The sequence below is a fragment of the Streptomyces sp. NPDC101225 genome, assembly GCF_044767585.1.
Taxonomy (GTDB): domain Bacteria; phylum Actinomycetota; class Actinomycetes; order Streptomycetales; family Streptomycetaceae; genus Streptomyces.
Map to the genome: position 1 here is coordinate 1 of NZ_JBIWOE010000046.1, position 19063 is coordinate 19063.

General features: G+C 73.1%; 17 protein-coding genes and 1 pseudogene. 8 read left to right on the forward strand and 10 right to left on the reverse strand.

From position 1 onward, the window contains the following. Positions 1–204, reverse strand: a pseudogene (locus tag ACIRPX_RS38910) (chitinase); the annotation flags it as partial. A gap of 216 nt (positions 205–420) precedes the next feature. Here ACIRPX_RS38910 and ACIRPX_RS38915 point away from each other — a divergent pair. From ACIRPX_RS38915 to ACIRPX_RS38925, 3 genes are all read left to right on the forward strand, one after another. Continuing rightward, a complete protein-coding gene (locus ACIRPX_RS38915; protein ID WP_404204302.1) occupies positions 421–1200 on the forward strand; it encodes a maleylpyruvate isomerase family mycothiol-dependent enzyme in 780 nt (259 codons plus the stop codon). A 171-nt stretch (positions 1201–1371) separates the two neighbouring features. Beyond that, positions 1372–3453, forward strand: a complete 2082-nt coding sequence (locus ACIRPX_RS38920) for a DUF1996 domain-containing protein (RefSeq protein WP_404204304.1) — start codon at positions 1372–1374, stop codon at positions 3451–3453. 124 nt (positions 3454–3577) lie between these two features. Continuing rightward, positions 3578–4609, forward strand: coding sequence for a methyltransferase (locus ACIRPX_RS38925; RefSeq protein ID WP_404204305.1), 1032 nt, complete (start codon positions 3578–3580; stop codon positions 4607–4609). Between the two features lie 23 nt (positions 4610–4632). Here the strand turns inward: ACIRPX_RS38925 and ACIRPX_RS38930 are convergent, their stop codons facing one another. From ACIRPX_RS38930 to ACIRPX_RS38940, 3 genes are all read right to left on the reverse strand, one after another. After that, positions 4633–4908, reverse strand: a complete 276-nt coding sequence (locus ACIRPX_RS38930) for a hypothetical protein (protein ID WP_404204306.1) — start codon at positions 4906–4908, stop codon at positions 4633–4635. 68 nt (positions 4909–4976) lie between these two features. Further along, a complete protein-coding gene (locus ACIRPX_RS38935) occupies positions 4977–6554 on the reverse strand; it encodes a glycerol-3-phosphate dehydrogenase/oxidase (protein ID WP_404204308.1) in 1578 nt (525 codons plus the stop codon). Beyond that, positions 6551–7150 carry a TetR/AcrR family transcriptional regulator gene (locus tag ACIRPX_RS38940; protein ID WP_404204310.1) on the reverse strand — a complete coding sequence of 200 codons (600 nt, stop codon included), beginning with the start codon at positions 7148–7150 and terminating at the stop codon, positions 6551–6553. Before ACIRPX_RS38940 ends, ACIRPX_RS38935 begins: the two co-directional genes overlap by 4 nt. 82 nt (positions 7151–7232) lie before the next feature. On the opposite strand from ACIRPX_RS38940, the gene ACIRPX_RS38945 reads away from it, so the two are divergent. Together ACIRPX_RS38945 and ACIRPX_RS38950 are read left to right on the forward strand one after the other, a co-directional pair. Then, the gene (locus ACIRPX_RS38945) at positions 7233–8831 is read left to right on the forward strand and encodes an FAD-binding oxidoreductase (protein ID WP_404204312.1); all 1599 of its coding nucleotides are present in this window, start codon (positions 7233–7235) and stop codon (positions 8829–8831) included. A gap of 78 nt (positions 8832–8909) precedes the next feature. Then, on the forward strand, positions 8910–9791 hold the full coding sequence (locus tag ACIRPX_RS38950; protein ID WP_404204314.1) for a YegS/Rv2252/BmrU family lipid kinase: 882 nt from the start codon (positions 8910–8912) through the stop codon (positions 9789–9791). A gap of 15 nt (positions 9792–9806) precedes the next feature. On the opposite strand, the gene mgrA is transcribed toward ACIRPX_RS38950, so the two are convergent. Further along, positions 9807–10850 (reverse strand): L-glyceraldehyde 3-phosphate reductase, encoded by a 1044-nt coding sequence (gene mgrA / locus ACIRPX_RS38955; protein WP_404204316.1) that lies wholly within the window; start codon positions 10848–10850, stop codon positions 9807–9809. A gap of 127 nt (positions 10851–10977) precedes the next feature. Here mgrA and ACIRPX_RS38960 point away from each other — a divergent pair, with 127 nt between their 5' ends. The 3 genes from ACIRPX_RS38960 (at position 10978) to ACIRPX_RS38970 (ending at position 13124) form a co-directional block, all read left to right on the forward strand. After that, positions 10978–11436, forward strand: coding sequence for a flavodoxin family protein (locus tag ACIRPX_RS38960; RefSeq protein WP_404204318.1), 459 nt, complete (start codon positions 10978–10980; stop codon positions 11434–11436). 129 nt (positions 11437–11565) lie between these two features. Next, on the forward strand, positions 11566–12522 hold the full coding sequence (locus tag ACIRPX_RS38965) for a LysR family transcriptional regulator (RefSeq protein WP_404204320.1): 957 nt from the start codon (positions 11566–11568) through the stop codon (positions 12520–12522). 128 nt (positions 12523–12650) lie between these two features. Next, positions 12651–13124 (forward strand): carboxymuconolactone decarboxylase family protein, encoded by a 474-nt coding sequence (locus tag ACIRPX_RS38970; protein ID WP_404204321.1) that lies wholly within the window; start codon positions 12651–12653, stop codon positions 13122–13124. A gap of 41 nt (positions 13125–13165) precedes the next feature. Here the strand turns inward: ACIRPX_RS38970 and ACIRPX_RS38975 are convergent, their stop codons facing one another. Genes ACIRPX_RS38975 through ACIRPX_RS38995 form a run of 5 tightly spaced genes read right to left on the reverse strand, consistent with a single transcriptional unit; the run spans position 13166 to position 19057 of the window. Beyond that, a complete protein-coding gene (locus ACIRPX_RS38975) occupies positions 13166–14377 on the reverse strand; it encodes a VWA domain-containing protein (RefSeq protein WP_404204323.1) in 1212 nt (403 codons plus the stop codon). Further along, complete coding sequence (locus ACIRPX_RS38980; protein ID WP_404204324.1) at positions 14374–15288, reverse strand: AAA family ATPase; 915 nt, start codon at positions 15286–15288, stop codon at positions 14374–14376. Before ACIRPX_RS38980 ends, ACIRPX_RS38975 begins: the two co-directional genes overlap by 4 nt. A gap of 3 nt (positions 15289–15291) precedes the next feature. Beyond that, positions 15292–16167, reverse strand: a complete 876-nt coding sequence (locus ACIRPX_RS38985; protein ID WP_404204326.1) for an XdhC family protein — start codon at positions 16165–16167, stop codon at positions 15292–15294. Between the two features lie 11 nt (positions 16168–16178). Next, positions 16179–18575 (reverse strand): aerobic carbon-monoxide dehydrogenase large subunit, encoded by a 2397-nt coding sequence (locus ACIRPX_RS38990; protein ID WP_404204328.1) that lies wholly within the window; start codon positions 18573–18575, stop codon positions 16179–16181. Beyond that, on the reverse strand, positions 18572–19057 hold the full coding sequence (locus ACIRPX_RS38995; RefSeq protein ID WP_404204412.1) for a (2Fe-2S)-binding protein: 486 nt from the start codon (positions 19055–19057) through the stop codon (positions 18572–18574). The genes ACIRPX_RS38990 and ACIRPX_RS38995 overlap by 4 nt, the downstream gene beginning before the upstream one ends. Positions 19058–19063: the final 6 nt, after the last annotated feature.

The following is a 19063-nucleotide window of genomic DNA, read 5'->3' on the forward strand; positions in this document are numbered from 1 at the left end:
CCACTTCACGCCGGTGGCGTCGGTGATCGTGGTGGGGCTCGGCGGGTCGCCCCAGCCGTTGTAGAGGTACGGCGCCACCGCCATCGGCGCGGACGCGGCGGCCTCGGCGGGGGAGGCGGTCATGGTGGTGGCGGAGCCGGCGAGCAGGGCCGTGGCGAGGCCGCCGCCCAACGCGGCGGCCCGGGTGCGGGGGTGGGTGTTCATCTGTGGGGGTCACGCCTTTCGGCAGCAGCGGACGGTGGGGGATGCACTCCCAGACTGTTCATGTGTGTGAACCTTGGGCGTGCCTGTGAAGCTGCGTGTCCGGGAACCTAAAGGTCTGAACCAAACACGTCAAGAGATGAAGCAGGCATCGGACATACGGAGTTGAGGCATGCATCTCTTGAAGGCGCCGGTGGATCCGGCTGACAGGATGAGCGCGTGACCTCATTGACCTTCGACGACTACCGTCACGCGATCGTCGACCAGACCGGCCTGCTCGGTCGGCAGATCCGGGGCGTGGACCCGGCCACCCCGGTACCCACCTGCCCGGGCTGGGACGTCGCCCGCCTGCTGCGGCACGTCGGGGGAGACCACCGGTGGGCGGAGGAGATCGTCCGCGAGCGCGCGGCCGGACCCGTCTCCGGCGACCCCGTCGACGACCCGTCCGTCTACGCCCACGTGAACGGTGACGCGCTGGTCGGCTGGCTCGGCGAGGGCGCCGCGCGGCTCAGTGCCACCCTGCGCGCCGCCGGGCCCGGCATGCGGGTCTGGACGCCTGCCCACGAGCGCTCCACGGCGTTGTTCTGGGCGCGCAGGATGACCCATGAGACCGCCGTGCACCGCGCGGACGCGGCGCTCGCGACCGGCGCGCCGTTCACCCTGGATGCCGAACTCGCGCTCGACGCGGTGGAGGAGTGGCTGGACTTCTCCACGGTCCCCGAGGCGTACGAGCCGCCCCCGGAGGGCCCCGCGCTCCTCGGCCCCGGCCGCACCCTCCACTTCGAAGCCCCCGGAACCGGCGGGTGGTTCGTCGACCTCGCCACCGACCGGCCGGCCTGGCGCACGCAACCGGGCGAGGCCGCGGTGACGGTGCGGGGGCCGGTGACGGACCTTCTGCTGTTCCTCTACCGGCGGCCGGCGGAGGGCGTCGAGATCCACGGTGACAAGGACCTGCTCGAACTGTGGCTGGACCGGACCGGGTTCTGGCTGGAGGCGTGACCGCCCGGCGGCCGGCGCGGGGTGTGCGCCCGCACGCGCTTACTGGGAGGTTCCTATGAATTCGTATGAGGTCTCCATGAATCCGTGGGGCGGTTGAACACGTGCGGGCCCACGTCCGTATGGAGCGAGGGATTTTCATGCCTGACCGCCGTGATCCGTAGGAGATTTCTCGTGGGACGCAATACGCGCAGACGCCCGACAGGCCCGCGCCGCGCAACCTTTGCGGCATTCGCGCTGATGCTGGGTGGAGGCGGCCTGGTGGCGGCCAACGTCTACGCCTCGGCGACGGAAGGCAGCTCGGGCACGGACGCGCAGACGCGCAGTGCCGCGGCCGGCACGATCGACTGCCCGGACGTCGGAAGCAAGTTGACGGAGGTTCCGGACCAGGCGCGCGGGGACGTCGACAAGGAACTCGCCTCACTGGACCAGCAGGTGGCAGAGGCGTACCAGCAACTGCAGGCGGCGACGCCGGAGCAGCGCCAGGACAGCGGCTACACCGACGACCACATCATGAAGCCGCTGAAGGAGAAGCGGGGCGAGACGCTCGACCGCATCGGCAACGCCATGGACCAGGCCGGGCAGCGTCCCGACGGCCTCGACGCGATGGCCGGCTGCTCGATGCGCACCTGGAACAACCAGAACGCCGGCCAGGACGCGGGCGCCGCCCAGAGCGGCGGGCAGCAGGACCAGGCCGGGCAGCAGGACCAGGGCGGGCAGCAGAACGGCGGCCAGCAGCAGGGCAACGGCGGTCAGGCCGGCAACGGTCCGGTCGCGGCCGACTTCGTGGACATCACGAAGGTCGGCGCGAACGTCCAGGGCACACCGCGGAACGGCGGCCGGGCCTCGACCGGTTCGTTCACCACCGAATGCGGAGTGAACGCCAACAGGATCTTCAACACCGACAACGTGATCGTGGCACCCGGCGTGAACAACGGCGCGCACCACACGCACGACTACGTCGGCAACCAGAAGATCAACGCGTTCTCCAGCAACGACAACTTCCTGCAGGGCGGGACCAGTTGTCAGAACAAGAGCGACCTGTCGGCCTACTACTGGCCGGTGCTGCGACTGCAGGACGGCACGCAGGAGTTCGACCAGAACAAGGACGGCGGCGGCAAGGAAGGGAACGTCGGCAAGATCCTGACCGCCCAGCAGGCCCAGATCAGGTACGTCGGCAACCCGACCAGCAAGGTCGTGGCGATACCTCAGTTCCTGCGCATCATCACCGGTGACGCCAAGACCACCACCAACGGTCTGGCGAACGCCAACGCGCACTGGAGCTGCACCGGCTTCGAGGACAAGGTCCAGCTCACGGAGCAGTACCCGCTGTGTCCGCAGGGCAGCAAGGTGGTCCGTACGTTCGCCTTCCAGAGCTGCTGGGACGGCCGGAACATCGACAGCGCCAACCACCGCACGCACGTGGCCTTCGCGGACCCGGCGAGCGGTGCCTGCCCGAACGGCTTCAAGGCGATCCCGCAGCTGACGATGCGCCTGGTCTACGACGTCCCGACGCCGACCATCGCCAACGGCCAGGTCAAGAACCCGTACGCGGTCGACGGCTTCCCGGAGCAGCTGCACAAGGCGGCCACCGACCACGACGACTTCGTCAGCATCACGACCGGCGGTCTGGCCGGCAAGATCGCCGACTGCATCAACAGCGGCCGTGACTGTGGCGCGGGCAACGGCGACGGGACGGGTTCGAACGGCGGGGCCACCCAGCAGCCGTCCGGACAGCCGACGGACCGGCCGAGCGAGAAGCCCACGGATCAGCCCACTCAGGAGCCGACCGCTCAGCCGACCGAGGAGCCGACCACGCCGCCCGCCGGCGACGACCAGGGCAACGCCGGGTCCGGCAAGGGCGGCAACGGCGGGTACCAAGGCCGGACGGCACAGCCCACGGCGACGCAGACGCGGCAGCAGTCGGACGGCGACCCCACGATGTCCAGCACGACGGAACCCAAGGTCTACGTGTCGGCCAAGGCCTCCAGGAGCGCCGCGGCCGGCGCGGAGCAGGGCGGGTCGGGGAACGGCGGCGACAACGGTGACGGTTCCGTCCAGGACCAGGGCACGGGCGGCAACGGTTCCGTCCAGGCCCAGGGCACCGGTGGCAACACGTCCGTCGTCGGCGACCAGACCGAACCGCAGGGCGGCGACCTCGCGGAGACCGGCACGACACTGTGGCCCGCCGCGGCCGGCGCGGTCCTGCTGCTCGGTGGTCTGTTCCTGCTGACCCGCACGCGGCGGCGCGCCTAGGAGCGACGCCCGGAGGGCGCCCGGACCGGCCCGCGGTCCGGGCGCCCCCGTCGTTCCGGAGTCCGGCGGGGGACCGCGGCACGGACCACGGAACGGGTGTCCGCAGCCGACCGCGGAGGACGCGATGACCGAGCCGATGCCGCAGGACCGCGACGCGATCATGTCCACGGTCTTCGGACACATGGAGGCCCAGACCCTCGGGGCGGCGGTACGACTCGGCGTCGCCGACCGGCTGGGCGACCAGGAGCGGGACGCCGCCGACGTGGCCGCCGGTCTCGGCACGGATCCGGACGCCACCCGACGCCTTCTGCGCGCGTTGGCCGGGTCGGGTCTGGCGGCCGAGGTGCGTCCCGGCGTGTTCGCCCTGACCCCCCGGGGCGCGCTGCTGCGCACCGACCACCCGGACTCGGTCGCGGCCTTCGTCGCGATGTTCACGGACCGGACGACGGTGGGTGCCTGGAGCCATCTCGACGACAGCGTCCGCACCGGGCGTGCCGCCTTCGACGAGCTGTACGGGACCGACTTCTTCGGTCACCTCGCGGCCCACCCCGAGCTGTCACGGGCGTTCAACGCGGCGATGCGCCAGGGCACGGGGGCGACGGCCCAGATCCTGAAGGGCGAGCTCGGTCTCGCGGGCGCCGCCTCGGTCACCGACGTCGGCGGCGGCGACGGGACGTTGCTCGCGGCGCTCCTGACGGCTCACCCGCACCTGCGCGGCGTGCTGTTCGAGACTCCCCGGGGAGCCGCCGAGGCGGGTCCGCTCCTGGACGCCGCCGGCGTCGCCGGGCGCTGCGAGGTCGTCACCGGTGACTTCCTGGTCTCCGTGCCCGCCGGGTCGGACGTCTGCCTGCTCAAGGGCGTCGTCAAGGACTGGGACGACGATCGGGCCGCCACGATCCTCGCCAACGTCAGGGCCGCGCTGCCGCGCGAGGGACGGCTGCTGATCATCGAAGTGGTGATGCCGGAGACCGTCGACGGTTCGGTGCCGCCGGTGATGTACATCGGCGACCTGCACATGCTGGCGAACGTGAGCGGCCGCGAGCGCACCGAGGCCGAGTACCGGTCGCTGTGCGGGCGCGCCGGCTTCCGGGTGGCAGAGGTGCGGCGCCTGCCGCACCCGTCGCCGATCTCGGTGATCGAGGCGCTGCCGGCCTGAGCGCCCGACGTGCGCGAGCCGCTCTACCGGCGGGACCGGCTCGCCCTGCGCTGGACGTCCGCCTCGATCTCGGTGCGCGGCTTCCCCGACTCCTTCGCGTACTCGGTGACCGAGGACTGCGCCTCGCGGGCCAGATCCCGCCAGGCGCGCCACGCGGTCTCGTACGTGTGCGTCTGCCGTCCGCTCCAGCCGCCCTGCTGGGTCGGCGGGCCGAACGAGTGGCGCAGCTCCTCGACCCGGCTGTGCGCCTGGTCGGCCGCGCGCTGCTTCTCCACCAGCTCGTCGAATAGATGAGTCACGCAAATGGAGCATAGATGTCTATGTCGTCATATGCGCGTCGAGCCGGTGCCGCCCAGGCCCGGGTGGGTCAGCCCCGCCGGGCCAGGCCCTCCCCGACCAGGTTGCGCACGGCTTCCAGCGCCGCCGCGCGATCCGCCGGGACCACACCGATCCGGGTACGGCGATCGAGCACGTCGGCCTCGTCGAGGGCTCCCTCGTGGCGCACCGCCCACACCAGTTCCGCCCCGGTGACGGGGTGCCCGGGCAGCACCCGCTCGCCGAGCCGGGCGTCGCCCCGGCCGAGCGCGAGGACGGCCGGCGCCTCGGTGCCGTAGCGCCGTACCAGGTGGCGCGGTGCCCGCAGTGCGTCGAGGGCCTCGCGGGACGCGGCGCCGACCAGGGGGAGGTGCGCCGTCGGGGAGGGGCCGGCGCCGAGACCGCGGCCCGCGACGGCGGCGTCCACCGCGTCCTCGGCCATCCGCCGGTACGTGGTGAGCTTGCCGCCCACCACCGTGATCACGCCTTCGGACGAGGTGAGCACGGCGTGCCGCCGGGAGATGTCGGAGGTCCTCGCCGCGCTGTCGTGGTGGCCCTCGGGCGAGGTGTCCAGCAGCGGCCGCAGCCCCGCGAAGGCCCCGACGACGTCCGCCCGCCGGACCGGGAGGTTCAGCACCGAGCCGAGGACGTCGAGCAGGAAGCCGATGTCCGTCTCCGGCACCTCGGGGACGTCGGGGATGTCGCCCTCCACGGGTTCGTCGGTGAGGCCGACGTAGACGCGGCCGTCGCCCTGGGGCAGGACCAGGACGAAGCGGTTGGTCTCGCCGGGGACGGGGATGTGCAGGCCGGCCGGCAGCGGGCCGAGGTCCTGCTCGCGCAGGATCAGGTGGGTGCCGCGGGAGGGGCGGATGCGGATGCCGTCCACCAGGCCGCCCGCCCAGACGCCGGATGCGTTGATCACGGCGCGGGCCCTGATCTCGCCCTCCTCGCCGGTGAGTTCGTCACGGACGCGGGCGCCGGAGCCGGTGAGTTCGAGCGCGCGTACCCGGGTCAGGACGCGCGCGCCGTGCGCGGCCGCGGTGCGGGCGAGGGCGGTCACCAGCCGGGCGTCGTCGACCAGCCGGCCGTCCCAGGACAGCAGGCCGCCGCGCAGGCCGTCGGCGCGCAGGGCCGGGGCGAGGCGGCGGGTCTCCACCGCGGACAGCCGGCGCGGCTGCGGCAGCGTGGCCCGGGCGGTGCGGGCCGCGAGGCGCAGGGCGTCCCCGGCGTGGAATCCCGCCCAGGCGAGCGCCGCCTGGCCCCGGGACACGAGCGGGGTGAGCGGCAGGACGAACGGCTGCGCGCGGACCAGGTGAGGCGCCGTGCGCTCCATCAGCGCCCCCCGCTCCACGGCGCTCTCGTGCGCGACGTCGAACTGGCCGGCGGCGAGATAGCGCAGCCCGCCGTGGATGAGCTTGCTGCTCCAGCGGGAGGTGCCGAAGGCCAGGTCGTGGGCGTCGACGGCGGCGACGCTCAGTCCGCGGGCGGCCGCGTCCAGGGCGGCCCCGGCGCCGGTGGCGCCGAGCCCGACGACGAGCACGTCCACCGCGGGACCGCCGACGGTGTCGGTGAGTTCGCGCGAGCGCCGGTCGGCGGACAGGGACGCGTCGGGGGCGGGGCGCAGGCTCATGGCGTGAGGGTCCTCTCGAGGATGGAGCGCAGCTCCGTGAGGAAGGCGGCGGAGGACAGCTCCGTGTCGTCCTCGTCGGTCATGGTCCGCAGGGACAGGGTGAAGGACTGGACGATCAGCAGCAGCGAGCGCGCCTGGCGCTCGAGATGGTCGACCCGGACCGACCCGTCGGCGTGTCCTTCCTTGAGGCCGTCGGCCAGCAGCTCCAGCAGGGCGTTCTGGCTCGCCCCGCGCCGGTCCAGCACGTAGGGCAGCAGCAGTTCGGGGTCGACGTCGACGATCTTGCGGAAGAGGGGGTGGGCGCGGAAGGACTCCACGCCTGCCACCAGCCCGTCCACGAGCAGCCCGCGCGCGTGCGCCTCCGGCCTGCGCCCGGGGATCGCCCGGGTGGCCACGTCGACCCACTCCCGGGTCATCAGGTCGCCGACGAGGGTGCGCACATCGGGCCAGCGCCGGTACAGCGTCATCCGGGAGACCCCGGCGCGGCGGGCCACGTCGGTGAGCGTCGTGCGACGGACCCCGACGGCCAGGACGCAGTCCCGCACCGCGTCGAGCACCGCGTCGCCGTCCGACCTGTTGTGACGAATAGGCGTCATGTGTCACAGTGTAACGCCTCGACGCCCCCGGGCGTCGAGAGGAGGACGCAAGCGCTCGTACCGACCGGTGAGGACGACAGTCATGGACATGCTGTGGAGCGGCTGGGGCGACCCGGCCAAGGCGGCACCGCTGCCGGACACGGTGATCGGGCTGTTGCGCGATCTGCTCGGCGTGCGGCCGCGCAGCACCGAACCGGTCGGCCTCGCCGACATCGACGTACCGGAAGGGCAGCTGGGACTCGCCGCCCACCAGGCGCTCGCTGCCGCCGTCGGGGGCGAGGAGTACGTGCGCACCGACGCGGAGACGCGGGTCCGGCACACGCGCGGCAAGTCCACGCCCGACCTGCTGCGCATCCGGGAGGGCGACACCGTCGACGCCCCGGCCGCCGTGCTGCTCCCGGCCGGCCACGACGAGGTCCTCGCCGTGCTGCGCGTCTGCGCCCGGCACGGACTCGCCGTGGTCCCGTTCGGCGGCGGCACCTCCGTGGTCGGCGGGCTCGCGCCCGGCCGGCGCGGCCCCTTCGTCACCCTGGACCTGCGGCGCATGGACGGCCTGCTCGCCCTCGACCCGGTCTCACGCACGGCCACCCTCCAGCCGGGCCTGCGCGGCCCGCAGGCCGAGGCGCTGCTCGCCGAACATGGCTTCACTCTGGGCCACTTCCCGCAGTCGTACGAGTGGGCCACCATCGGCGGCTTCGCCGCCACCCGCTCCAGCGGCCAGGCCTCCGCCGGCTACGGCCGCTTCGACGAGATGGTGCTCGGCCTCACCCTCGCCACCCCCGAGGGCACCATCGACACGGGCCGCGCCCCGCGCTCGGCCGCCGGCCCCGACCTGCGCCAGCTCCTGCTCGGCTCCGAGGGCGCGTTCGGCGTCATCACGTCCGTCACGCTCCGCGTCCGCCCCGTCCCCGCGACGCGGATCTACGAGGGCTGGTCGTTCGCCTCCTTCGAGGAGGGGACGGCGGCGCTGCGCCGGCTCGCCCAGGACGGCCCGCGCCCGACGGTGCTGCGCCTGTCCGACGAGACCGAGACCCTGATCGGCCTCGCCCAGCCGGAGGCCATCGGCGCCTCCGGCGCCCCGGCCGCCGCCGGGTGCACGGCCGTCGCCGGTTACGAGGGCACGGAGGAGGACACCGCCCACCGCCGGGAGCACGCCGCCGCCGTGCTGCGCGAGTGCGGCGGCACGCCCCTGGGGGCGGAGCCCGGCGAACGCTGGGCGCACGGCCGCTACGCGGCCCCCTACCTGCGTGACGCCCTGCTCGACGCGGGCGCCTTCGCCGAGACCCTGGAGACGGCGACCTTCTGGTCCGGCGTCCCCGGGCTCTACGCCGCCGTACGCGACGCGCTCACCGCCACCCTCACCGAGGCCGGTACGCCGCCCCTGGTCATGTGCCACATCTCGCACGTCTACGAGAACGGCGCCTCGCTCTACTTCACGGTGGTCTCGGCGCAGGGCGAGGACCCCGTGGCGCACTGGACGCGGGCCAAGCACGCCGCCAACGACGCCATCCTCGCCGCCGGCGGCACCATCACGCACCACCACGCCGTGGGCACCGACCACCGGGACTGGTACGTCCGGGAGGCCGGACCGCTGGCCGTCGACGCGCTGCGCGCCGTCAAGCGCATCCTGGACCCGGACGGCGTGCTCAGCCCCGGCGTCCTGCTGCCCCTCGACGGCTGACGGACATCACGTCCGCCGCCCCGACGACCCCGCACCCCCGTCCCGCAGAACCGGCACGTCCGCCCCGGAGGCACACCGATGCGACAGTTCACCGCCGTCGTCAACCCCACCGCGGGCGGGTCGAGTTCGGCCGCCGCGCTGCTCGCCGTGGCGCGGCTGCTGCGTGAGGCGGGGGCCGAGCTGCAGACCGAGTACAGCCGCAGCCTGGCCCACGCCCAGGAACTCGCCCGGCAGGCCGGCGAGCAAGGCCGCGTCGTGCTCGCCGTCGGCGGGGACGGCATCGCGGGCGGCATCGGCGGCGCCCTCAGCGGCACCGGCGCCGTGCTCGGGCTGGTCCCCGCCGGCCGCGGCAACGACTTCGCCCGCGCCCTCGGACTGCCCGCCGAGCCGGCGGCGCTGGCCGAGGTACTGCTCCACCACGAGGCCCGCGCGGTCGACACCATCGAGGTCGAGTCGGCCACCCACGACCGCACCGTCGTCCTCGGCAGCGTCTACGCCGGCGTCGACGCCCTCGCCAACCGCCACGCCAACCACGCGAGGCTGCTGCGCGGTGCGGCCTCCTACTACGCCGGCGGGCTGCGCGCCGTCACCACCTGGCGGCCGGCCCGCTACCGGATCACCGTCGACGGCGAGGAGCATCTGCACACCGGCTACACGGTGGTGGCCGCCAACTCCGGCTACTACGGCTCCGGCCGGCTCATCGCGCCGGACGCCCGCGTGGACGACGGCCTGCTGGACATCGTGATGATCAGCGAGGCGCCCCGGCGGCTCTTCTTCGCCCTGATGAACGAGCTGAAGACGGGCCGGCACGTCGACCGGCCGCAGGTGCGCGTCCTGCGCGGCAGGGAGCTGCGCATGTCCGCCGACCGTGACGTGCCCTACGGCGCCGACGGCGAGGTCGAGGCCGTCCTGCCCGTCACGGCCAGAGTGCTGCCGGGGGCGCTGCGCGTGCTGTGCTGAGCGCCCGGCCCGGCGTCAGCCGAGGTTGCCCAGCCGGGCGTCCCGCCACAGGTCGACACCGCCGTCGGCGGCGTACTTGTCGATCTCGGCCAGCTCCTCGGCGCTGAAGTCGAGGTTCTCCAGCGCGGCGACGTTCTGTTCGAGCTGCTCCGTGCGCGAGGCGCCGATCACCAGCGAGGTGACGCGCTCGTCGCGCAGCGCCCAGGCCAGAGCCATCTGGGCGAGGCTCTGCCCGCGCCGGGCGGCGATCCCGTTCAGCGCGCGGAGCCTGTCCAGCATGTCCTCGGACAGCCAGGAGGTGTCGAACGACGTGCCCGCCGCGGCCCGCGAGCCCTCCGGCACACCGTTCAGGTAGCGCCCGGTCAGCAGCCCCTGGGCCAGCGCCGTGAAGCCGATGACCCCGAAGCCCTCCTCCTGGGCCGCGTCCAGCAGACCCTCCGTCTCGATCCAGCGGTTGAGCATGCTGTACGACGGCTGGTGGATGAGGAGCGGGGTGCCCAGATCGCGCAGGATCGCCACCGCCTCGCGGCTGCGGGCGGCGTCGTAGGAGGAGATGCCGACGTAGAGGGCCTTGCCCTGGCGCACCGCCGTGTCCAGCGCGCCCATCGTCTCCTCCAGCGGAGTCGTCGCGTCGAGGCGGTGGGAGTAGAAGATGTCGACGTGCTCCAGGCCCATGCGGCGCAGCGACTGGTCCAGCGAGGCGAGCATGTACTTGCGCGAACCGCCGCCCTGGCCGTACGGGCCGGGCCACATGTCCCAGCCGGCCTTCGTGGAGATCACCAGCTCGTCGCGGTAGGGCCCGAGGTCCTGCCGCATCAGCCGGCCGAAGTTGATCTCGGCGGAGCCGTAGGGCGGGCCGTAGTTGTTCGCCAGGTCGTGATGGGTGATCCCGAGGTCGAAGGCGCGCAGGGCGATCTCGCGCTGCGTCTCGAACGGCGTGCCGTCCCCGAAGTTGTGCCAGTAGCCGAGGGAGAGCAGGGGGAGGTCCAGACCGGAACGGCCGGTCCGCCGGTAGCGCATGGTGCCGTGGTAGCGCTCGGGATGTGCGAGGTGGGTCATGCGCCTTACTGTGCTCGCGCGTGATTCTGAAGTCCAACAAGTGCTTTTCATCGGATTCAGCGGTGCCGTTTCTGAATCGGCGCACGATCCGCGCACGCGTCGCATCCGGCGCACTAGGGTGCCAGGCGTGCCCACCTTGCTGATCGTGCACCACACGCCCTCGCCGAACTGCCAGGCCATGCTGGAGGCCGTCGTCGCCGGCGCGACCGCGCCCGAGATCGAGGGCGTGGAGGTCGTGCGGCGGCCGGCCCTCGCGGCCACGGCGTCCGACGTGCTCGCCGCCGACGCCTACGTGCTCGGCACGCCGGCCAACATCGGCTACATGTCCGGGGCGCTGAAGCACTTCTTCGACCAGATCTACTACCCGTGCCTGGACGCGACCCGGGGCAGGCCCTTCGGCTGCTACGTGCACGGCGGGAGCGACGTGGCGGGCGCGCTGCGGGGGATCGGGACGATCACGACCGGCCTCGGCTGGAAGACCGCCGCCCAGCCCGTCACCGTGACGGGGGAGCCCGCCAAGGCCGGTCTGGAGGCCTGCTGGGAACTGGGCGCCACGCTCGCCGCGGGCCTGCTGGACCAAGTCTGATCGGTCCTGCACCGTGCGTCACTTGAGCCCCGCACGTCACTCGCGCCAGTGGCTCTCGGGGAACTGGTGCGCTAATTTGAGGTGCAGGTCACAGGTGATGTACACCCGTGGAGAGCGGGGAGGTTCTCGTTGACCCCGGCACAGCTGCGGGCCTACTCAGCCACCGTGCGCCTCGGTTCGGTGAAGGCGGCCGCGGCCGACCTCGCCGTGACGGAAGCCGCCGTCTCGACGCACATCGCGCATCTGCGCCGGGAACTGGGCGACAAGCTGTTCACCCGCACCGCGCACGGTCTGGCGTTCACGCCCGGAGGACTGAGGCTCGCCAGCCGCGCGACCGAGATGCTGGGCCTGCAGGACCGCACCATCCTGGAGGTGCGGCGGGCCGGCTCCGGCCGGCGGCTGCTGCGCCTGGCCGCCTCCGGCCTCTTCGCCGAGTACGCGGCACCCGGCCTCATCGAGCTGTTCGCCCAGCGCGCCGCCGACCTGGACGTGGAACTGAGCGTGCACGACCCGGAACAGTTCGGCGCGCTGCTCGTCAACCGCGCCGTGGACGTGGCCGTCGGACCCCGTCCGGCCACCCTCGACGACACCCTGACCTGCACCCACTTCCTCAACTACCAGGTGATCGCGGTCGTCGGGCCCGACCATCCGCTCGCCGCCGGCGGCGTGGGCGTCGCGGAGCTGCGCGAGCAGACATGGCTGCTCGGCCCCTCCGCCGTGGGCCGCGCGGGCCTGGTCCCCTCGGTGCTGCGCCGGCTCAGCGTCCCCGAGCACAACCAGCGCATCTTCCAGAGCCACGCCGCGGCCCTGGACGAGGCCAAACGCGGCAAGGGGATCGCCCTCGCGGTGTCCTTCGCCGTGGCGAGGGATCTGGCCGACGGGCATCTGCGGCGGCTCGAAGGCCCCCATCTGCCGGCCCGCGGCTCCTGGAACCTGCTCGCCCTGCACGACCGCGAGGCGCCCGCGGCCGCGGCGGAACTGCGGCGCTTCGTCACCACGCCCCGCGCCACCCAGGCCATGCTGCGGGGCGCGGGAGTGACCGCGGGCCGCTTCAGGCCGGCCGTCCACGTCACCTTGTGGAGCTAGGGGCCGTTGCGAAAGCAGCGCCGTCCGCCCGCCCCAGGAGACGCAGGTCACATCCGTGCGTGTCACATCCCGCCGGGCCGTGCCGTCATCGGGGTGTACCCAACGGCAACGGCATACAGGAGCGCACCATGGAAGCTCGCATGAGCCTCTTCGACAACCCGATCGCGGGGAAGCTGTTCAAGCACATGAACGCGGCGGGGAAGGTCGTGTCGGACTCGACGCTGCCGGCCGCGACGGGAGAGCTGGTGAAGCTGCGCGCCAGTCAGATCAACGGCTGCGGGTTCTGCACCGACATGCACACCAAGGACGCCCTGGCCGCGGGCGAGGACCCGCAGCGTCTGCACATGGTCGCCGCCTGGCGGGAGGCCACGGTGTTCACCGAGGCCGAGCGCGCCGCCCTGGAGCTGGCCGAGCAGGGCACCCGCATCGCGGACGCGGCCGGGGGCGTCCCGGACGACGTCTGGGAGAACGCCGCCAAGCACTTCGACGAGGAGCAGCTCGCCGCCCTCGTGGCCACCGTCGCCCTGATCAACCTCTACAACCGTTTCAACGTCATCGTCCAGCAGCCCGCCGGCGACTACCAGCCCGGCATGTTCGGCTGACGCCCCCGGCGGCGCCGGTCACGGCGGACGGCCCCGGCGGCTCAGTCACGGCGCGAGTGCCGTGCGATCTCGCCCGGTACCCGCAGCAGGTCCGCGAAGGTGTCCGCCGGGAGCAGCAGGTCCACATGGGGGAGTGCCGCGGCCATGGTCGTCGTACGGGGGGCGAAGCCCGGGGCCGCGGCGCGCGGGTTCAGCCAGACGACCAGGTGCGCCCGGCGCCGGAGCCGGGCCATGGCCGCGGCCAGCCGTTCCGGCGGGTCACCGTCCCAGCCGTCCGAACCGATCAGGACGACCGCGCCCCGCACCGTGCCGCCGTGGTGCGAGGCGAGCAGCGCCGACAGACAGTGCGCGATCCGCGTACCGCCGAACCGGTCCGCGACCCGCTCCGTCGCCTCCTCCAGCGCCGCCTCGGTCGACCGGTTGCCCAGCGTCGTGGTCAGCCGGGTCAGCGAGGTCGCGAAGGCGAACACCTCGGCGTGGGTGGTCAGCGTCAGCGCCCGCATCAGATGCAGGTACGCCCGGGCCTGCGCCTGCATCGACCGGCTCACGTCGCACAGCACCACCACCCGGCGCGGCCGCCGCACCGGTCCGGTGCGCACCAGATGGACCGGGTCCCAGCCGGTGCGCCGCGCCCGGGCCGCCGTCTCGCGGATCGCCACCCGGGGGCCGCCGGGCCGCACCGCGTACCGCCGCGACCGGCGCACGGGCCACTCCCGCAGCCCCCGCTCCAGCCACTGGCCGAGCAACTGCGCCTGCACGGCGTCGAGTTGCTCGAACGGCACGTCCAGGCAGTCGGCGAGTTCGCTGGGCAGACGCTGCGGCACGGACAGCGCCACGTCGTCGTCGTGGCCGGCGTCCGCGTCGACGGGCGGCAGGGTCGCCCACGGCAGACCGCTCCGGTCACCGGACGCGCCGGAGACGTCGTACGGCTCACCGGGCGCCGGCGGACGGGCGTCGACCCCGCGCGGGCCGGACCGCGCTCCGTCGCGCCGGGCGTGCGGGTCCACGGACAGCAGCGCCTCGCCGAAGACGGCCTCGAAGACCTCGTCGAACCGCGCCAGGTCCGGCCGGCGCCGGACGAGCGTGATCCGGGCCGCCCAGTACAGCTGCGTCCGGGACATGGGCGCGACGGCCACGAGCGCCCGGACGAAGTCCTGCGTGGCCGTGAGCTCCACCGCCACCCCGTGCCGTCTGAGCCGGTCGGCGAACGCGACGCAGAACGCGGCCCGGTCGACGGCCGGCAGCAGGCTCACGGTCTCCTCGCCTGTTCGGGAGGGTCGAGCAGCCGGCCGGAAGGGTCGAGCCGGTCGAGGGCCTCGGTGATGGCGACACGGTCGTCGGGGCTCTTGGCGACCGTGCTGAGCGTGCCGAGGACGTCGGCGCGCGTCAGCCGGGCGACGCGCAGAGCCGCCAGCGCGGAGACCCAGTCGATCGCCTCCGCCATCCCGGGCGCCTTGTCCAGGTCCAGCCGGCGCACCCCGCCGATGAACTGCGTCGCGGAGGCGATCAGCGGCTCGGACGCGGCCGGGACCGACCGGCGCAGGATCTGCGCGGCGCGCTCGGGGGAGGGGAAGTCGATCCAGTGGTAGAGGCAGCGGCGGCGCAGCGCGTCGTGCAGCTCGCGGCTGCGGTTGGAGGTGAGCAGCACCACGGGCGGGCGTACGGCGGCGAACGTGCCCAGCTCCGGCACGGTGATGGACCATTCGCCGAGGAACTCGAAGAGCAGCGCCTCGAACTCGTCGTCCGCCCGGTCGATCTCGTCGATCAGCAGGACGGGCGGCAGCGGTCCCACGTGCCGCACCGCCCGCAGCAGGGGCCGGTCGTGCAGGAACTCCTCGGTGAACACGTCGGCGTCGGCGAGCTGTCCGCCGCGCGCCTCGGTCAGCCGGATGGCGAGGAGCTGACGCTGGTGGTTCCACTCGTACAGCGCCTCACCCGGTGTCAGGCCCTCGTAGCACTGGAGCCGGATCAGCGGGGTGTCCAGCGCCTGGGCGAGGGCCTTGGCGAGGCTGGTCTTGCCGACGCCGGGCTCGCCCTCCACCAGGAGCGGCCGGTCCAGGACGGTGGCGAGGAAGAGGGCGGTCGCGGTCCCGTCGTCGACCAGGTGGCCGACCGTGTCCAGGCGCCCGCGCACCTCCTCCGCGTCGATGAACAGCCCGCTCACGCCCTAGCCCACCAGTCCCGCGGCGTGCCGGTCCCGGCAGCCGGTGCCGCAGAACCACAACTCGCCGTCGTCCGTGGTCAGATGGGGTGTTTCGGCCTGGACGGTCACCGTCATGCCGCACACCGGGTCGACGGCCTCGGCCGGTCGCGCCGCGAGGGTCACCGGCCGTGCCCGGACGGCCTCCACGACCTCGGCCAGGATCGACAGCGCGATCTCGGGTGCGGTGCGGGCGCCGATGTCCAGGCCGGCGGGGGAGTGGACGCGGGCCCTTTCCCCCGGGCCGAGGCCGAGTTCGTCGAGCAGGGCGGAGCCGCGCCGGCGGCTGGCGACGAGCGCGATGTGCGCAACGCCCGCGTCGAGGGCCGCGCGCACCGCTTCGGCGTCGCCGTGGCCCTGCCCCGCCACGATCACCGCCGCCGTGTGCTCGGCGGGCCGGTTCTCCGGCAGCGAGCGGGCGGTGGCGTAGCCCAGCACGTCGGCCAGGGCGAGGAAGGCCTCGGCGATCGGTGTGTCCCCGGCGACCTCGATGAGCGGCGGCGGCAGGACGGGTTCCAGGAAGATCTCCAGCGCACCGCCCGACAGGCAGGGGTTGACGACGACCTGTGCGCCCGGTGTCTCCGGGAAGGCGTCCTCGCCCGCCGGCAGCACCCGCAGCAGCAGCGGCCCGCCGCCGTGCAGGGCGCCCAGCGCCGCCGTACGCACCGAGCCCTCCGCGCAGTGGCCGCCGACGAAGCCGTCGATCGTGCCGTCGCCGTGCACGATGGCCTCGTCGCCGGGGTGCGCGGAGGCCGGTGCCTGGGCGCGCACCACGCGCGCGTGCACGAACGGCACCCGCCGGCGGCTGAGTTCGAGCGCTCGCGCGCTCACGGTGCCGGTCATCGCCACCACCTTCAGATCGGCGGTGCGGGGCGGCCCTGCATGGCCTCCCACACCCGCGACGGAGTGAGCGGCATGTCGGCGTGCCGGACACCGAAGGGCGCCAGCGCGTCGACGACCGCGTTGACGATCGCGGGCGGTGAGCCGACCGTCGCGGACTCGCCGACGCCCTTGGCACCGATGGGATGGTGCGGGGAGGGCGTGACGGTGAACCCCGTCTCCCAGTCCGGGACCTCCAGGGAGGTGGGGATGAGGTAGTCCATCAGCGACCCGCTCAGGCAGTTGCCGTCCTCGTCGAAGGCGATCATCTCCATCAGCGCCATCCCGACGCCGTCGGTGAGCCCGCCGTGCACCTGGCCCTCGATGATCATCGGGTTGATGCGGGTGCCGCAGTCGTCGACCGCGACGAAGCGGCGGACGGTGACCTTCGCGGTGCCCGGGTCGATGTCGACGACGCAGATGTAGGCACCGTGCGGATAGGTGAGGTTCTCCGGGTTGTAGCAGATCTGCGCCTCCAGGCCGCCCTCCACCCCCTCGGGCAGATCGCCCGCGCCGTGCGCGCGCATGGCGACCTCCTGGATGGTCACCGACGCCTTCGGGTCGCCCGCCACCTGGAAGGAGCCCTTCTCCCACTCCAGGTCGGCGACGGACACCTCCAGCATCGAGGAGGCGATCAACCGGGCCTTGTCGCGCACCCTGCGGGCGACCAGCGCCGCCGCCGCTCCCGACACGGGGGTGGAGCGGCTGCCGTAGGTGCCGAGCCCGAAGGGCGTCTGGTCGGTGTCGCCGTGCACGACCTCGATGTCCTGCGGAGGGATGCCGAGTTCCTCCGCGACGATCTGCGCGAACGTCGTCTCGTGACCCTGTCCCTGGCTCTGCACCGACAGCCGTACGACCGCCTTGCCGGTGGGGTGCACCCGCAGTTCGCAGCCGTCCGCCATGCCGAGGCCGAGGATGTCCATGTCCTTGCGGGGCCCCGCGCCGACCGCCTCGGTGAAGAACGACACCCCGATCCCCATCAGTTCACCCCGGGCCCGCCTCTCCGCCTGCTCGGCACGGAGTTCGGCGTACCCGGCGAGCCGGGTCGCCAGCTCCATGGTGGGCGCGTAGTTCCCGGAGTCGTACACCCAGCCGGTCCTGGTCCGGTACGGGAACTGCTCGGGCCGGATGAAGTTCTTCATCCGCAACTCCACCGGATCCATGCCGAGTTCGCGGGCCAGGCAGTCCACGATCCGCTCGATCAGGTACACCGCCTCGGTGATGCGGAACGAGCAGGCGTACGCCACCCCGCCCGGCGCCTTGTTGGTGTAGACGGCCGTCATCTTGCAGTACGCGGCCTCGAGGTCGTAGCTGCCGGTGAAGACGCCGAAGAAGCCGGCCGGGTACTTCACGGGTGCGGCGGTGCCGTTGAACGCGCCGTGGTCGGCGAGGACATGGGTGCGGACGGCGAGGATCCGCCCCTCGCGCGTCGCGGCGATCTCGCCGCGCATGACGTAGTCGCGGGCGAACCCGGTGGTGATGAGGTTCTCCGAGCGGTCCTCCACCCACTTCACGGGCTTGCCGGTGAGCAGGGAGCCCACGATCGCGCACACGTAACCCGGATAGATCGGCACCTTGTTGCCGAAGCCGCCGCCGATGTCGGGGGAGACCACCCGGATCTTGTGCTCCGGCAGCCCCGCGACGATGGCGTACAGCGTGCGGTGGGCGTGCGGCGCCTGGGTGGTGGACCACAGCGTCAGCTTGCCGTCGACGGCGTCGTAGTCGGCGACCGCGCCGCACGTCTCCATGGGCGCCGGATGCACGCGCGGATAGACGATGTCCTGCTCGACCACGACGTCCGCGCGGTCGAAGACGGCGTCGGTCTCCGCGGCGTCGCCGGTCTCCCAGTCGAAGCAGTGGTTGTCCGCCTTGCCCTCCAGGTCGTCGCGGATGACGGGCGCGTCGGGCGCGAGGGCGGTACGGACGTCGATCACCGGGTCGAGGGGCTCGTACTCGACGTCGATCAGCTCCAGGGCGTCGCGGGCCGCGTAGCGGTCCTCGGCGACGACGAAGGCGACCTCCTGGCCCTGGAAGCGCACCTTGTCGGTGGCGAGGACGGCCTGGACGTCGTTGGAGAGGGTCGGCATCCAGGCCAGGCCCTTCTCCGCGAGCATCGCCCCGGTCACCACCAGGCGGACCTTCGGATGCGCCTCGGCGAGGCTGGTGTCGACGGACAGCACGCGCGCGTGGGCGAGCGGCGAGCGCAGGATCGCCAGGTGCAGCATGCCGGGCAGCTGCAGGTCGTCGACGTAGTGGCCCTTGCCGCGCACGAAGCGCGGGTCCTCCTTGCGCAGCATCCGCCCGTGCCCGCAGGGCTTGAGGTCGTTGTCGACGAACGCGGTGCGGTGGCCGTCGGGTGCGGTCGTGGTCATGGTGCGCTCGCCTCCGTGGCCGTCGTACGGGTGCCGGCCTCCTCGGCCGCCGCCCACCGGATGGAGCGGACGATGGTGGCGTAGCCGGTGCAGCGGCAGATCTGCCCCGAGATCGCCTCGCGGATCTCCTGCTCGGACGGGTCGGGGTTGCGGTCCAGCAGGGCCCGCGCGGTCATCATCATGCCGGGGGTGCAGAAGCCGCACTGCAGGCCGTGGCACTCGACGAACCCTCGCTGCACGGGGTCGAGTTCGCCGTCCTGCTCCAGTCCCTCGACGGTGCGCACCTCGTGGCCGCCCGCCATCGCGGCCAGCACGGTGCAGGACTTGACCGGCTCACCGTCCAGCCACACCACGCACGTGCCGCAGTTGCTCGTGTCGCAGCCCCAGTGCGTTCCGGTCAGTCCCAGGTGGTCGCGCAGGAAGTGCACGAGGAGCAGCCTGCCCTCGATCTCCCGGGTGATCTCTTCGCCGTTGACGATCATCGTGAC

Coding starts and splice junctions, on each gene's coding strand:
- ACIRPX_RS38925 (WP_404204305.1), top strand. CDS start 3,578: ATGACCGAGCCGATGCCGCAGGACCGCGACGCGATCATGTCCACGGTC.
- ACIRPX_RS38935 (WP_404204308.1), bottom strand. CDS start 6,554: ATGAGCCTGCGCCCCGCCCCCGACGCGTCCCTGTCCGCCGACCGGCGC.
- ACIRPX_RS38940 (WP_404204310.1), bottom strand. CDS start 7,150: ATGACGCCTATTCGTCACAACAGGTCGGACGGCGACGCGGTGCTCGAC.
- ACIRPX_RS38945 (WP_404204312.1), top strand. CDS start 7,233: ATGGACATGCTGTGGAGCGGCTGGGGCGACCCGGCCAAGGCGGCACCG.
- ACIRPX_RS38950 (WP_404204314.1), top strand. CDS start 8,910: ATGCGACAGTTCACCGCCGTCGTCAACCCCACCGCGGGCGGGTCGAGT.
- mgrA (WP_404204316.1), bottom strand. CDS start 10,850: ATGACCCACCTCGCACATCCCGAGCGCTACCACGGCACCATGCGCTAC.
- ACIRPX_RS38970 (WP_404204321.1), top strand. CDS start 12,651: ATGGAAGCTCGCATGAGCCTCTTCGACAACCCGATCGCGGGGAAGCTG.
- ACIRPX_RS38985 (WP_404204326.1), bottom strand. CDS start 16,167: ATGACCGGCACCGTGAGCGCGCGAGCGCTCGAACTCAGCCGCCGGCGG.
- ACIRPX_RS38990 (WP_404204328.1), bottom strand. CDS start 18,575: ATGACCACGACCGCACCCGACGGCCACCGCACCGCGTTCGTCGACAAC.
- ACIRPX_RS38995 (WP_404204412.1), bottom strand. CDS start 19,057: ATGATCGTCAACGGCGAAGAGATCACCCGGGAGATCGAGGGCAGGCTG.